Genomic DNA, 16,346 nt, shown 5'->3' with positions numbered 1-16,346 from the left:
AATTCATGTTGCAAAATCACAAAGGGGAATAAATGATCCAAATAAAATTACGACAATAAATGATTCAAAACCAATTAACTGAGGATTTTTTAGCAGATCGCGCGAATTCCGCAAAAGGTTGAAATGATTTTGGAAAGGGGCAAGCTCGCAGGCCGCTACTTTAGTCGGTGAAACTAATTGCTATATGGAGAGGAAAAATGTCTTTACCTGGAGTCTTGTCATCGCCCTCGGCGGTTTCCTGTTTGGTTTTGATACAGCCGTTATCTCCGGGGCGGAGCAATCCATTCAATCCTATTGGAGTCTTTCGGCACTGCAACATGGGTTCACGGTATCGATTGCATTGATTGGTACCGTCATCGGCGCCCTGACGGGGGCAATTCCGACGGACCGGATTGGCCGGAAGAAGACCCTCTATCTCATCGCTCTCCTTTATTTGTTGTCCAGCCTGGGCACCGCCTTATCCGTCAACTGGTATTCCTTCCTTTTCTTCCGGTTTATGGGTGGTCTGGGGGTTGGCGCCTCATCCGTCACCGCACCGATCTATATCTCCGAGATCGCTCCGGCCGGTCGCCGCGGGAAACTCGTCGGCTTGTTCCAGTTTAACGTCGTCTTCGGGATCGTCGTGTCGTATCTCTCTAATTATCTCATCGGCCAGATTGGCGGTCAGACCGGCGGCCAGAACTGGCGCTTTATGCTCGGGATCCAGGCCTTGCCTTCAGCCCTTTTCCTGTTCCTTCTCCGCTGGGTACCCGAAAGCCCGCGCTGGCTGATCGTCCACCGGGGCCGGATCGAAGAAGCAAAACGCATCCTCCTCGCGATAGATCCCGCAAAAGGCAACGAGATACTGCAGGACATCCGGGCTGCCGCCGACGACGACCGCCGCCAGCCGGCTTCCGAAGCCCTGTTCACCCGGCGCTATCGTACCCCGGTGACCCTCGCGATCCTGTTTGCCGTGTTCAACCAGGTATCGGGCATCAACGCCATTATCTATTACAGCCCGCGCATCTTCGAAATGACGGGCCTGGGAAAGAACTCCTCCCTGCTGTCAACCGCAGGTATCGGCATCGTGAATTTTGGCTTCACCCTGCTGGCGATGAATTTCATTGACCGGATCGGCCGCCGGACCCTCATGCTGATCGGCAGCTTCGGCCTCATCGCCACACTCGGCCTGGTTGCCTGGTCCTTCTACGCAGCCTCATTTAATGGCTGGATGGTCCCGGTATTCCTGTTTATCTATATCGCCTTTTTCGCTTTTTCTCAGGGCGCCGTCATCTGGGTATTCATCTCCGAGATCTTCCCCAACCCCGTCCGGGCCAAGGGACAGACGCTTGGCAGCACCACTCACTGGGTGATGGCTGCGATCATTGCCTTTTCCTTTCCCTGGCTGGCTGAGAAGGCCGGCGGAGGGAATACGTTCCTGTTCTTTTGCGTGATGATGTGTGTCCAGCTCGTCTTCGTCTGGAAGCTGATGCCCGAGACAAAGGGGAAATCGCTGGAACAGATCGAATATACCCTGATGGCCCACTAAACCGCAAATAACAATTATCATGAACTATCCTGTCGTTTGCTTTGGAGAGATCTTATGGGATGTTTTACCGGACTCTGTCGTCCCGGGTGGGGCGCCCATGAATGTCGCTTACCATTTACGCAAACTGGGCATCCGCCCCGCGCTGATCACCCGCGTCGGACTGGATAACTATGGCAAACGCCTGATACAGTTGATGGAACGCCAGGACATCTCCACGGATTTTTTCCAGATGGACTTCGAACTGGATACCGGTAAAGTATCGCTGACCCACGGAGAAGGCGAAGAGGTTCACTATGATATCGTCAAGCCTGTCGCCTGGGACAATATCCAGTGGGACGAGCAATTTGGCTCCCTCCTCCGGCAGTGTGAGTATTTCATCTTCGGCAGCCTGAGCACCCGCTCCCAGGCCAACCGGGAGGTACTCTTCCGGCTGCAGCAGCTCGCCAAATACCGCGTGCTGGATATCAATCTCCGGCCCCCGCACTACAACCGGCCCATTCTCGAACGCCTGCTCAACGGTGTCGAACTGCTTAAACTCAACCTCGGCGAACTGGAGTTACTCACCGGCTGGTTCGCGGACTACTCCACCGAACGCGATCGCATCAAAGCGCTCCAGGACAGGTTCCGCATCCCGACCATCGTAGTAACAAAAGGAAGCCTGGGTTCCATAATGACGATGGCCGGTAAATTCTATGAACACCCCGGTTTTCGGGTAGACCTGGCCGATACCGTCGGCAGTGGAGATGCCTTTCTCTCCGGTCTGCTGTTTCATCTTTCACAGGGCACGGACCCCGCTGCCGCCATCGAGTTTGCCAGCGCGATGGGCGCGTTGATCGCCAGCTACAGCGGACCCTGCCCGGAATACAAAGTGGATGAAGTAAAAAAATTAATTGCGCATTAAATACTCAACTATTATGAGAAAAGTACAGATTGTTTTGCCATTGCTGTTGCTGCTGAGTCTTCTTGGCTTTGCACAGCAAAAGGTGATTACCGGAACGGTGATCCGGAATTCGACAAAAGAACCCCTCCAGGGTGTCACCGTCCTTGCCGGCAAGCGATCGGTAGTCACCGATTCGGCCGGCCGGTTTTCCATCGCGGCCTCTCCCGGCGAAACCCTGACCCTGAGCTTTGTGGGGATGAACAGCCTGCAGGTAAGGATTGGGTCCTCGACGGCCGAACTCAGCCTCGCCATGATCGAGGGGATCAACGACCTTAACCAGGTGGTGGTCACGGGTTATAAGACGGAGAAAAAAGTCGACCTGACAGGCGCGGTCTCCGTGGTCAACCTGGCCGCGATAAAGGACGTACCGACCACGAGTCCCATGCTGGCTTTACAGGGGCAAGTGCCGGGGTTGTATATCGCCGCCGACGGCTCCCCAACCGGAGCCAACGGCAACCCGCCGACCATCCTCGTGCGGGGCGTGAATACTCTGGGGAACACCAACCCCCTGTACATCATCGACGGAGTTCCCACCACCCGCTATGAGGATTTCGCCAATCTCAACTCCTCGTCCATCGCCTCCATCCAGGTACTAAAAGATGCTTCGGCTTCCTCGATCTATGGATCACGGGCTTCCAACGGCGTCATCATCGTCACGACAAAGGACGGCAGCACGGCCGGCGACAAACTACGCGTGACGCTGAACTCAAGCCTCACCTGGCAGACCGAACGCCCCTGGCAGGAAAACGTCCTCAACACCGAAGATCGGGGTAGGGCCCTCTGGCGCGCCGCCGTCAACGACGGCACCGATCCCAACAACCTCGTCAGCCAGATCTACACCTACGACTGGAACAACGACTACACCAATCCCGTCCTCAACAAAGTAAACGTCGCACCCTTCGTCGGCGGCAGCCCCCTCGAACCAGTGGGCAATACCAACTGGCAGGACGAATTGTATAAAACCGCGCTGATCACCACCAATAACGTCGGCATCGCAGCAGGAAATGCCCGCAACGCCATCTCGATGGATTTCGGCTACCTGAACAACAACGGACTCCTGCAATACACCGGCTATCGTCGCTACAACGCCCGCGTGAATTCGCATGTCAGCGGGTTCAACAACCGGCTGAAAGTCGGTGAAAACCTTCAGATCTCCCGAACCTCTCAGGTAGCTTCCGGCTTTGACCCCGGCGGCGCACCCACGCCCACCCTGGCGCTGATCCTCGCGCCGACCATTCCCCTGCGGAAGACCGACGGCACCTTCGGCGGCCCCATCGGCTCCGGCTACACCGACCGCAACAACCCCGTCGATATCCAGTATCTCAATCGCTGGAATACAAACGCCCGGCTACAGGTATACGGTAATATCTACGCGGAACTCGAGGTGATCAAAAAGCTGGTCCTGCGTACAAGCTTCGGCTTCGACTACGACGACGAACCCAGCCGCAAGATCACCCTCATCGGCGACGAAGGCCCGGTCAACTCCTTCAACAGCCTCACCAACACACAGGCCAAGGAATTTACCTTCACCTGGACAAACACCGCCAACTATAACCTGGAGATCGGTCAGCACCGGCTGAATATCCTCGGCGGCATCGAGTCGGTCCGCGACGACTACCAGGTCTTCAACGGAAGCGTCACCAACTTCGCCGTGCAGGATCTCAGCTACTTCGTGCTGGGAGCCGGCTCGGGCACCCAGACCACCACCGGCAGCGCGACGGGCTATCGCCTCCTGTCACAGTTTGGAAAGCTGTTCTATGGCTATGGCGACCGCTACCTGGCTTCTTTCACCATCCGGCGCGATGGCTCCTCGCGATTCGGCACCAACAACCCCTATGGTGTCTTCCCCGCCTTTACTGCCGGCTGGCGCATCAACAACGAAGAGTTCTTCCGCAACATTCACGTCGTTTCCAACCTGAAGCTGAGAGGGGGCTATGGCGTCGTGGGCAACCAGGCGATTGGTAACCTGTCCGCCTATACGCTGTTCCAGGCCAACTACGGTACGAGCAACCCCGCCTATGCGCAATGGCTCAACACCGGTACAGCCTACGATCTGGGCGGGATCAACACGGGCACCCTGCCCTCGGGCTTCGTACAGGTACAGCTCGGTAACCCCAATCTCAAATGGGAACAAACCAAGGAGACAAATCTTGGCCTCGACTTCGGCTTTATCAACGAAGCACTCACCGGCAGCTTCGACTGGTTCAACCGCAACACCAGCAATATCCTGATCCAACCGCCTATCGCCGGGGCAGTGGGCGAAGGCCAGCAGCAATGGCTCAACGGCGCCAGCATCAAAAACAAAGGCTGGGAATTCGTGCTAAGCTATCAGAATACCACCACCGGCAAGCTGCATTATACGATCACCGGCAATGTGAGCCATTTCGCCAATAAGATCACCGCCCTGCCCGAAGACGTCCGGTCCGCCTATCCCGGCGACCCGAATCATAGCATCATCGGCCATTCACAATTCTCGGTGTTCGGCTATAAGGCGAGCGGCATCTTCCAGAACGCCCAGGAGGTCTCGGCACACGCCATCCAGCCCGGCGCAGCACCCGGCCGCATCCGCTATGATGATCTCAACGGGGATGGAAAAGTGGATGTACTCGACCAGGACTTCCTGGGTACCACACTTCCAAAGATCATCTTCGGGCTTCGCCTGGCGGTGGATTACAAGAATTTCGATGCCTCGCTCTTCGGCAGCGGCGTAGCGTCGGTAACGAACTACGATCCCGCCAAGCAATTTAATACTACGATCGCACCGAATACCAATGCCGGACCGGGGGTCTTCAGCGCCTGGACGCCGCAGAACACAAAATCCTCCATCCCATCATTGACGGTACTCAACCTCAACAACGAAGGCCGAACCTCCAACTATTATTTTGTCAACGGAAGTTTCTTCAAGCTCCGGAATGCAATGATCGGCTACACCCTGCCAAAGACCATCGCCGCAAAAGGCTACCTGCAAAGCCTCCGGCTCTATGTATCAGGTCAGAATCTGTTTGCGATCAAGTCGGGCCAGCTGACCAGCAAAGACCCCGAACGCACCGGCTTTGGCTCCTGGCCCGTGCCGACCTCGGTTACCGTCGGCATCAATGCAAATTTCTAACCATTAAAAATGCAATATGAAAAATAAATGGATGTACGGCCTTCTGATTCTGGCAGCGCTATCTTCCCTTGGCTGCAAGAAATATCTCGATTACAAACCGCAGGGCGCCCTGTCTTCCCAAAGCGACCTGGCAACGCCGGAAGCCGTCGACGGTCTGGCCACCGCCGCCTATGCAGGCATCGCCAACGACTGGTGGGATGCGCCAATCACCAGCAACTGGGAATGGGGCAGCATCCGCAGCGACGATGCCTTTAAGGGTGGGGGAGATATCGGCGACCAGGGCCAGCTCGACCGCTATGAGCAGTTCTATCTCGTCTCTCCCGACAACAATGGCTTTGGCGATTTCGGGTTCCCCGGCGCCTGGATCAGGGCCTATGCCGCCGTCTCGCGCTGTAATGAAGCACTGAGGGCCCTCGATAAGCTCACCGACGCGCAATTTCCGAAAAGAACCACCCGCATCGCAGAGATGCACTTTCTGCGGGGTCATATGTATTTCCTGCTGAAGATGCTTTTCCGCAGCGTTCCCTGGGTCGACGAGACCGCCACCAACGACGATATCCTGAAGATCGATAATACGTTGTCAAACGACTCGCTTTGGCTGAAGATAGAAGGGGATTTCCAGGCCGCTATCTCCAACCTGCCGGAGAAGCAACCCGGGGAACCCGGCCGGGCCAACCAACTATCGGCAAAAGCCTATCTGGCCAAAGCACTGCTGTACCATGCCTATACCCAGGACGCCAACTACAATGTCACGGGGATCGACCAGGCAAAGATGCAACAGGTAGTCACCCTGCTAAACGATGTCATCAACTCGACAAACTACAAGCTCAACACCGATTTCGCCTACAATTTCCTCGATGGTCATGATAACGGACCGGAATCCGTCTTCGCCATCCAATACTCCATCAACGACGGAACGGCCATCGGCGGCCGCCTGAGCATGTCCACCAGCCTCAACTATTTTGCCGGCGCCCCACAATACGGTTGTTGCGCCTTCCACGTCCCTTCCCAAAATATGGTCAACGCCTTCAAGACCGATGCCAACGGCCTGCCTGAATTCGACCATTTCAACGACCCGGGAACCGAGATGAAGGACAGCATCGATTTCTGGAAAAACGGCGTCGACCCGCGCATCGATCATACCATCGGCATCGCCGGACATCCCTATAAATACGACGCAGCCATTCCCTATGACCATAGCTGGGAACGCCTTTCAGGCGTGTATGGCGGGTTCGGAACGATGAAAGAGCTCCAGCTCGCTTCCTGCGCCTGTTTCAAGAAACTCGGACCTTTCTACGGAACTTCCGTCAACATGGACGTCATCCGTTATGACGACGTACTCCTGATGCAGGCCGAGGCCTATATCCAACTGGATAATCCCAACGCGGCGCTGCCGTTGATCAACGAGATCAGGACGAGAGCGGCCGCCATCAGTCCGCTGGTAAAACGCCTGGACGGCTCCAATCCCAGCAACTACCGCATCGACGTCTACAAGCCAGGCGTGAACGTCCCCGTCTGGGACAAGGCCACCGCCTTCAAAGCCCTGCAATGGGAACGGCGTCTGGAATTCGCGATGGAAGGCTACCGGTTCTTCGACCTGGTTCGCTGGGGCATTGCGGATGTGACGATGAACAATTATTTTGCGGTCGAGAAAGTAAGGCATCCCTTCCTCGTCAACGCACAGTTCACAAAGGGAAAGCATGAATACTTCCCCATCCCGCAGGAGCAAATCGTGTTTACAAACGGATTATATACACAGAATAAAGGCTACTAGTATGAAAAAACTTTTTATCGGCGCCTGCCTGTTAGGTTCGCTCGCAGCCCACGCCCAGGACGATGTCCCCACGCCCCAATGGCGGCCAATGTACCATTTCACCCCGGCGAAAAACTGGACAAACGACCCCAACGGGCCGATCTGGCTCAACGGTGAGTACCTGCTGTACAACCAGCAAAACCCCTTCGAGAATAAATGGGGACATATGAGCTGGGGCCATGCGACCTCGAAAGACCTCCTGCACTGGACCCACCTTCCCGTTGCGATCCCGGAAATGATCGACAAGGCAAAGGGCGACACGGTCTGGATCTTCAGCGGCTCGGCCGTCTGGGACGAACACAACACCAGCGGGTTTGGGAAGAACGGCGGCTGTCTGGTCGCCATCTACACCGGGCATCAGCCCAATCTCAAAAAAGAGTCGCAATGGATTGCCTACAGCAACGATGGCGGGCACACCTATACCAACTATGCAAAGAATCCGGTCATCGATCTGAACAAGCGGGACTTCCGCGATCCGAACGTATTCTGGCACAAAACCTCCCGGAAATGGGTGATGACGGTGGTCCTGCCGGCAGAGCATAAGATCCGGTTCTACGGCTCGCCCAACCTCAAAGAATGGACCCTCCTCAGCGAGTTCGGTCCGCAGGGATTTACCGAGTCGCATTGGGAATGTCCCTCGCTGATCGAATTGCCGGTGGAAAGCGGCGGAACGAAATGGGTGCTGATGAACTCGGCGGCAGGCAAGGCTCGTGGGGTCTTTATGCAATATTATATCGGGAACTTCGACGGCAAGACCTTTACCAACGATAACCCGGAATCGCTGATCCTGCCGGTGGACGAAGGCGACTGCTTTTATGCCGCCATTCCCTGGAATAACCTGCCCGACAACGGAAAGGTGCTCATCGGCTGGATGGTCCCCGGCAATCAAAAGACCTTCCCATGGACCGGGCAGATGTCCATCTCCCGGGATATGCGGTTGCGGAAGACGGCCGAAGGATTGCGGCTCATCCAGGAGCCCGCAGCCGTAGTGAAAAAGGCCTTGCCGGCGCCGCATATGACCCCCAGCCTGCACGTGGACGCCAACACCGAGCTTGCCGCCTCACGTAACAACAATGCCTACTGGATCGATGCGGAACTGGATGTAAGCGCCGGCGCGACGGCAGGATTCAGCATCGGCCGGAACGCCGATGGCTCGCATGAAACGGTCATCGGCTATGACGCTGCACGCCATGAGTTGTTTGTCGACCGATCGAAGATGGGTTCAGGCCCCGCACCCGACCGCGTCCGCCAGACCATCGCCCTGCCCGGCGTAAGCGGAAAGGTCCGGCTCGAACTCCTGTTCGATAAGTCCTCCCTGGAAGTCTTTATCGACGGCGGCGAGAAAGTGCTGACGACCTATGTCTATCCCGACAAGGGCGCCACCGGGTGTTCGGTGTTCTCGCGGGGCGGCAGTACAACGATCAAGAACCTTACTATATGGGATATGTCACACATCTGATCTACACCCCGCTAATCGCATTTATGGCCCTTGCGGCGGAAACCTTTGCCCAGGGTACACCGCCGCCTGCAGCCATCATGCCTGACTTCACCTTCCGCACCGCGCCGGGCAAAACGCTCACCCCCGCCGATATCCCGCGGGACAAGCCCGCCCTGATCGTCTTTGTCGACGTCGATTGCGATCACTGCCGGCAGGCCGTGCAGGAGATGAATGATTCGGCCGTGCTACTCTCCCGGGTACACCTTTACATCGCATCGCTTGCCGCCGCGCCGCAGCTAAAAGCCTTTGCCGGGAAATATGGCCCGCGGCTAAAAGCCGAATGGCTGTCCGACCCTGATGCGCGAAATATGGTACGGTTCAACCCGGTTCGATATCCGGCGATGTTCCTATATTCACCGGACAAACGATTGCTCGATTATGAAGACAATGTGGAGACTATTTTCCGGATTGAGCGGAGTATTAGGGCTTTTCGCCGCCTGTGACCAGCCCGCAGCCGGAATGCTGGAATCGCTGCCGGCCGCAAAAACACAGGTCGATTTCGTCAACCAGCTCCCCGACAAGCCGGGGCTGGGCATTCTCAGCTATATCTATTACTACAATGGCGCGGGTGTTGCCGCCGGCGATGTCAACGGGGATGGTCTTCCCGATCTCTACTTCGCCGCCAACGGGAAAGGCCGCAACCGCCTCTATCTCAACAAAGGCAACTTTATATTCGAAGACGTCACCGCCCGCGCCGGCGTAGCCGGCACCTCCGACTGGTGCACCGGCGTAACGATGGCCGACGTCAATGGCGACGGCCGGTTGGACATCTATGTCTGCGCCGTAGCCAACATGCAGGGCTTCCAGGGACACAATCTATTGTTCGTTAACAATGGCGACGGTAGCTTCACCGAAAGTGCCAAAGCGTACGGCCTGGATTTCTCCGGCTTCTCGACCCAGGCCGTGTTCTTCGACTACGACCACGACGGCGACCTCGACTGCTTCATCCTCAACCAATCCCTGCATCCCAACCAGAATATCACGGACACCGGCAAACGCCGCGGCTTCGACCCCAACGCGGGCGAACGCCTCTACCGCAATGACCCCGCCGGCGGTCAGCCGCATTTCACCGATGTAAGCGCCGCGGCCGGACTCTATCAGAGCAGTCTCTGTTACGGGCTGGGAGTGGCGGTCGCCGACCTGAACAACGACGGCTGGGAAGATATCTATGTGGGCAACGATTTCCACGAGAACGATTTTTACTATCTTAACAACGGCAACGGCACCTTTACCGAAAGCGGCGCCGCCCATTTCCGGCATTACAGCCGCTACAGCATGGGTAATGATATCGCCGATTTCAACAACGACGGCCAGCTGGACATCGTTACGGCGGATATGCTGCCAGGCGATGAAAAAACGTTGAAAACCTATGGCAACGGCGAACACCTCGACATCTATCAGCAAAAGATCGTCGCCAACGGCTACCAGGATCAGTACTCCCGCAACTGCCTGCAGCGAAACAACGGCGATGGGCAGAGCTTCAGCGACGTGGGATTGATCGCAGGCATCTCGGCGACGGACTGGAGCTGGAGCCCCCTCTTTGCCGATTTGGACAACGACGGCAACAAAGATCTCTTTATTTCGAGCGGCATCGTCCACCGTCCGCTGGACCTCGACTTCATCAATTTCTTTGCAAACCTGCGCAACCCGGCACAGTATGGGGATGAAGCCGCCCTCCAAAAAGCAATGCTGGACAAGATGCCCGACGGGGCCTCACACCCCTTCGTATTCCAAAACGAGGATGGCGGGCGCTTTAGCGACGAGAGCGAAGCCTGGGGTACGGCCGGACTTACCGGATATTTCAATGGGGCCGCCTATGCCGATCTCGACAGGGACGGCCGCCTCGACCTCGTCATCAACTGCATCAACGGCCCCGCAGTGATCCTGAAAAACAACGCGCCGCGTCTCCACTGGCTTTCACTGGCCTTTTCCGGTTCCGATCTCAACCGCTTTGGCATCGGTGCAAAAGCCTATGTCTACGCCGGCGGAAAAAGACAATACCAGCAGCTGATGCTCACCCGGGGATTCGAATCCTCTGGTGAACCCGTTCTGCACTTCGGTCTGGGCGACACCACCGTCGTCGACAGCGTGCTCGTCGTCTGGCCCGACCGGCACTCGCAGCTTTTACGGCACGTCCCGACCGACACCTTGCTGTTGCTCCACCAAACCGAAGCAACGACGATACTTCCTCCCGACCGGACCTCGGGCGCCCCGCCCTCCGCCGCCAGGTCGCCGCAATCGCGTCCCGAAAGCATCCCCTGGCGCCATCGCGAGAATAACTACAGCGATTTCAAACAGCAATACCTCATCCCCCATATGGAATCCACTCGCGGACCAAAAATGGCAATCGCCGACGTCAACGGCGACGGTCTCGATGATTTCTTCGTCTGCGGCGCACAAGGTCAATCCGGCGCGCTGTTCCTCCAAAATCGCTCCGGCGGTTTCTCCCCGGCCGACACCACTGCCTTCGCAGCTAATCGGGATAGCGAGGGCGTCGACGCGGTATTCTTTGACGCTAACGGCGATGGAAAACCGGATTTGTACGTCGTTAGCGGCGGCAGCGAACGCCCCGATGGCGACACAGCCCTTCTCGATCACCTCTATATAAACGACGGTCAAGGCCATTTTCACGAAACAACGGAAACCTTGCCCAACCTGCGCGTCAACAAATCCTGCGTAACGGCCGCGGACGTCAACGGCGACGGCGCCGTCGATCTCTTCGTCGGTGGAGGCGCGGTCGCCCGCCGATTCGGGGCGAAGGAAACCCCATCGTATCTCCTGCTAAACGATGGTCACGGCCGGTTCAAAAGCACCGTGCTTTTCTCGGATTCCGGCATGCCCACCGCCGCCGTATTTGCCGATCTCGATAGCGACGGCGTGAAAGACCTTGTCGTGGCAGGGGAATGGATGCCGGTCCGCGTATTCATCAACAAAAACGGCTCGCTGCACGAAACAAAACGGGCCGGCCCCAAAGGACTGTGGCAATCCCTCGCCGTCACCGATATCAATGGCGACGGCCACCCGGATATCCTCGCAGGCAACTGGGGACTCAACACCAAACTGGCCGCCGGCAGGGACGGCCCGTTGAACCTGTATATAAAAGATATCGATGGGAATGGTACGCTCGAACAGTTGATGACCTATTTCATCGGCGGCGAAGAATATCCCTTCCTGGGCAAAGATCAGCTGGAACTAGCACTGCCCGGCCTGAAACGAAGCCACCTCCGCTACGACGAAGTGGCGGGCAGGAATCTCCGCTACCTGTTCGGCCACCAGCTGGACGACGCACAAACGCTCCACGTAGATACACTCGCCTCGCTCTGTCTCTTCAACGAAGGCCATAGCGGCTTCGCCCCCAAAGCCCTCCCCCCCGAACTGCAGCTGTCTCCGCTCTTCAGCTTCACGGAAATCACCGGCCCCGACGGCCGGCGCCGATGGCTCGCCGTCGGCAACTTCTACGGCGTACAACCCTATGAAGGCCGCTACGACGCCCTCAACCCCACCATCTTCACCTACGACCGCGAATTCCATTGCCTCGGCTCCCTCACCCAACAACCCGGCGAATGGCGCGACGCTAAAGTCCTTCGCAGCCTCGGACGCCACATCCTCCTGCTCGCGAGAAACAACGATAGCATTCTTGTCGCCCATTAAAATAAAACCTATCCCAACTCGTTTTGAGGTACCTAATGTCCTCAATGAATCTTCGCCCCTTTTTAAACCTTTCTATGATCCTCCTGGCCATCGTCCTGTCCTCCCGGGCGATCGCTCAACCCTTGACCTGTGGTCAAAAGCAGGCCACAGACGCCCTGATAAGCAGAAACCCTGACATCCTTGCAAAAAGCGCCCGGATAGAGTCCCAATGGCGCGCGCATCTTAAAAAAAGGACTCCCGCCACTCCAATTCCCCTCGGAACCGTTATCACCACTCTTCCTGTCGTGGTACACGTCATCCACGACAACGGCCCCGAGAACATCTCCGACGTCCAGGTGCTCACCGCCATCCAACACCTCAACGAGGCTTATTCCAGGAGCGGCTACTATGATCCGGCCGATGGCGCCGATCCCCATATCCAGTTCTGCCTCGCCGGCCACGATCCTTCCAACCAGCCGACTAACGGCATCACGCATGACGTCTCTCCCTATACGAATATGGGCGACATGACCATCGACGATCTCAACGTAAAAAATACCAACCGCTGGAACCCGCTTTGTTATATCAATATCTGGGTCGTGCGGAGCATCCCCGGCAACGTGGCCGGCTATGCCTACCTGCCTCCGGCGCATGGCAGCGACGAAGACGGGATCGTGGTCGAAGCAGACCTCTTTGGAACTTCCTATGCCAATGACGTCGTACTCATCCACGAAATGGGCCATTATCTTGGGCTCTATCACACATTCGAAGGCGGCTGCACAAACAACGATTGCAGCGTCGACGGCGACCGCATTTGCGACACCCCGCCCGATCAAAGTACGGCCTATGTCAACTGCGGCCAGGCCATGAACAGCTGCTCCACCGATATGCTGTCGGGCTTTTCATCGGACCAGGACGACCTCACCCGCGATTACATGGACTACGGCAATATCAGCTGCATGACCCTCTTCACCCCGGACCAGGCCGATCGCATGAACTGGTCGATCCAGAACGTTCGCATGAGCCTGCTGGCCTGCAAATCCTGTATGCCGCCCTGTCCCTCACCGGTAGCCGCGAATTTCAGCATTCCACCCGGCACCATCACTCCCGGCGTCCCGATCGTCTTTACTAACACCTCCGTAAATGGGTCCTCGTACACCTGGACCGTCAATGGAGTTCAACAGGCGACGGGTTCGGATCTCAACTTCACATTTCCCACGGCGGGCCACTATTTGATCCGTCTCGTTGCCGCCTCCGGCAATACGACGTGTGTAGACGGGGAAAAAGACCTCGCGCTGGATATCCTCTGTCCCGCCGTGGCAGCCTTTGCACCCGCCGATACATCCATACTTATAAATGGGATGGCTCATTTCACCTACACCGGCGCCAACGCCGCCTCCTGGCAGTGGTGGCTCGACGGGACGATGGTGGGTACAGGAGCCAACTATGACGCAACCTTCCCTGCGGCGGGTAGTCACGCGATCCGCCTGGTGGCGACGGACGGGCATTGCAGCTCCGAAACAACCGGCCGTCTTCAGGTGATCGATCCGGCCGATAGTTGTTCGATCCACACCTTTCAGAAAACGATGGCCGGGACACGGGGTCAGGTTCTCTGGGCGGCAGCAATCGACGGCCAGGATAATTACCTGGTTTCGGGGCTCACCTCCAACTATGGACCGGCACAGACGAATGGATTAGTGATGAAGCTGAGCCCCGCGGGCGTTCCTTTGTGGGCGGAAGTCATCGGCGATTTACGCGTCAGCCGTATTTACAGTGGAAAAGTCGTGGCTGACGGCGGTTCTATCCACGCGGGCGTCGTTACGGAAGCGAGCGGTAAAAGCTCCGCCAACCTGATCCGACTGGATGGACAAGGCCGGCTGCAATGGGCAAAGAAATATTCCGATCCGCTCTTTTCCCTTTCGACAACTACCCGCGCATTTCCGCTCTCTTCCGGCGGCTACATTCTTTGTGCTGCTATATCCGGGAGCACCCGGCCGCTGCGGGTGGTTCGCACCGATGCCGATGGTAACGTGCTCTGGTCAAAAACCCTGCTCGACGCCATGCAGATCTATGATGTCTGGATGTTGGAAGACAATGGACAACTGATATTTGCCGTGTCGAATTTTAGCTTTGCCACGATTTCTTCAAGGGGGTTGCTGTTTGCTATGGATGAGATATCGGGTAATTTTATCTGGGGAAAATATTACGATTGGCCGGGGCTGCCGGTCTCTACCGGAAAGGTCTACGCCTATCAGGGCAACTACCTGCTGAGCAGCCAGTACAAGTCCGATCAGTTCGGTGCGCTGCTGGTCGACAAACAGGGCAACCTGTCGTCGGCCTTTGCTGTGCAGGATCCCTCGACAAACGTGACCTCCCTCGAGTCGGACATTGCCATCGCGAACGACAAGTCTCTTGTCCTCACCTTTTCCGGGAGTACCGGGCTATCGCCGCAGGACGCCGCATTGGTGAATATCACGGTGGACGGTAAGCTCATCGCTGCCAAAAAATATCTCCTGCCGGGTGTCCAAAACCTCTATAGCCTGCAAGCCACCCGGGATAAAGGTTACCTCGCCGCGGGCGGTCACTCAGGGATCATTGGCGACAACGGGCTTTATTTCCTAAAAACCGACAGCGCCCTGCGGCTATTCCCCGGCGCAACAGGCGGCGCAAGTTGCCCCGTCGTCGACTTCACCCCGGCGATCACCCCTGCTCCGCTCGTAACGACCCCGTTCACCAGCCCTTCGTCGGATGCCGGCATCACCGCCATCGACTATCAACCCCAGGTGATCTCCTTTGTCCCACCGATAGTCGATTATTGCGAAGACCCGATGGCCTGCTCACTGCTGGCGATCACGGGAAAGGATACCGCTTGCAATTCCCGCGACAGCCTGCTGCTCACCGCAACACGCAACCGCGATTGCAGCGGGAAAGTGATCTGGGCCCTCGACGGCGAAGGCGGCACGATCGATCAACCGACAGACTCCACCGTTTCCCTTCATTTCAATAAACCGGGCCGGATGCTGCTTCATGCCCGGATGGCCGCCGGCTGCCGCATCCTGACCGATAGCGTCTGGCTCGAAGTGCCGGAGGCAAACGATACGGTCGACCTGGGGCCAGATCTCGCACTGTGTAACCAGAGTACCGTGAAGTTGAATGCGGGCGCCGGATTTCGGAGCTACCTTTGGCAAAACGGATCAGTGGATTCGACGTTTACCGCCTATCTGCCGGGCACCTACTGGGTCACCGCCACGGATTACTGCAATGTCAACCATACCGACTCGCTCATCCTCTCCACCATCGCATCGCCGCCCTTCGACCTCGGACCCGGCATAACGCTTTGCCAGGGTGACAGCGTACAACTCCCGGCGCCCACAGGGTTCAGCGCCTATAACTGGGCGCCCGGCTACCGCATCAGCGATCAAACGGCCGCAAGTCCGTTCGTGTCGCCGGAGACCGATACCGTCTATACCTGCACCGCCACGGCGGGAGCGGGTTGTACCGTCGTCGATACCATCCGCGTGCAGGTAAGCGTTTGCCGCGACGGGCTCTTCTTCCCCGGCGCCTTCAGCCCGAACAAAGACGGCGCTAATGACCTCTTCCGGCCCATCATCCGCGGACCCATGCCCATCGGCTACTACCTGGAGATCTTCAATCGCGAAGGTCAGATCGTTTTCGAATCCCTCGACGCCACGGCAGGCTGGGATGGCCGCGTCCGGGGAATTCCATCGGTGACAAACTCCTTCGTCTGGCAATGCCGTTACCGGCTTCCCGGTGAACCGGTGAAAGTGGAAAAAGGTGTATTGGTGTTGGTGCGATAGCGGGCTGCGT

General features: G+C 57.2%; 7 protein-coding genes and 1 pseudogene. All 8 read left to right on the top strand.

Translation table 11 applies throughout. The features are described from left to right. Positions 1 to 181: 181 nt before the first annotated feature. Positions 182 to 1,528 (top strand): annotated as a pseudogene (locus tag VGM48_RS17585) (sugar porter family MFS transporter); the annotation flags it as partial. A gap of 19 nt (positions 1,529 to 1,547) precedes the next feature. After that, positions 1,548 to 2,429 carry a carbohydrate kinase gene (locus VGM48_RS17580; RefSeq protein ID WP_331581512.1) on the top strand — a complete coding sequence of 294 codons (882 nt, stop codon included), beginning with the start codon at positions 1,548 to 1,550 and terminating at the stop codon, positions 2,427 to 2,429. Between the two features lie 13 nt (positions 2,430 to 2,442). Then, on the top strand, positions 2,443 to 5,577 hold the full coding sequence (locus tag VGM48_RS17575; protein ID WP_331581510.1) for a TonB-dependent receptor: 3,135 nt from the start codon (positions 2,443 to 2,445) through the stop codon (positions 5,575 to 5,577). A 31-nt stretch (positions 5,578 to 5,608) separates the two neighbouring features. Beyond that, positions 5,609 to 7,351 (top strand): RagB/SusD family nutrient uptake outer membrane protein, encoded by a 1,743-nt coding sequence (locus VGM48_RS17570; RefSeq protein WP_331581508.1) that lies wholly within the window; start codon positions 5,609 to 5,611, stop codon positions 7,349 to 7,351. Between the two features lies 1 nt (position 7,352). Further along, positions 7,353 to 8,849 carry a glycoside hydrolase family 32 protein gene (locus tag VGM48_RS17565; protein WP_331581506.1) on the top strand — a complete coding sequence of 499 codons (1,497 nt, stop codon included), beginning with the start codon at positions 7,353 to 7,355 and terminating at the stop codon, positions 8,847 to 8,849. Then, a complete protein-coding gene (locus tag VGM48_RS17560; RefSeq protein ID WP_331581505.1) occupies positions 8,828 to 9,331 on the top strand; it encodes a peroxiredoxin family protein in 504 nt (167 codons plus the stop codon). Before VGM48_RS17565 ends, VGM48_RS17560 begins: the two co-directional genes overlap by 22 nt. After that, the gene (locus tag VGM48_RS17555) at positions 9,297 to 12,539 is read left to right on the top strand and encodes a VCBS repeat-containing protein (RefSeq protein WP_331581504.1); all 3,243 of its coding nucleotides are present in this window, start codon (positions 9,297 to 9,299) and stop codon (positions 12,537 to 12,539) included. Before VGM48_RS17560 ends, VGM48_RS17555 begins: the two co-directional genes overlap by 35 nt. Positions 12,540 to 12,613: 74 nt before the next feature. After that, a complete protein-coding gene (locus tag VGM48_RS17550; RefSeq protein ID WP_331581502.1) occupies positions 12,614 to 16,336 on the top strand; it encodes a M43 family zinc metalloprotease in 3,723 nt (1,240 codons plus the stop codon). The last annotated feature ends 10 nt before the right edge of the window (positions 16,337 to 16,346 follow it).

Source organism: Puia sp., assembly GCF_036500295.1.
Lineage (GTDB): Bacteria > Bacteroidota > Bacteroidia > Chitinophagales > Chitinophagaceae > Puia.
Note: the sequence above shows the minus strand (reverse complement) of the source record. Positions and strands in the feature narration are given on the sequence as shown.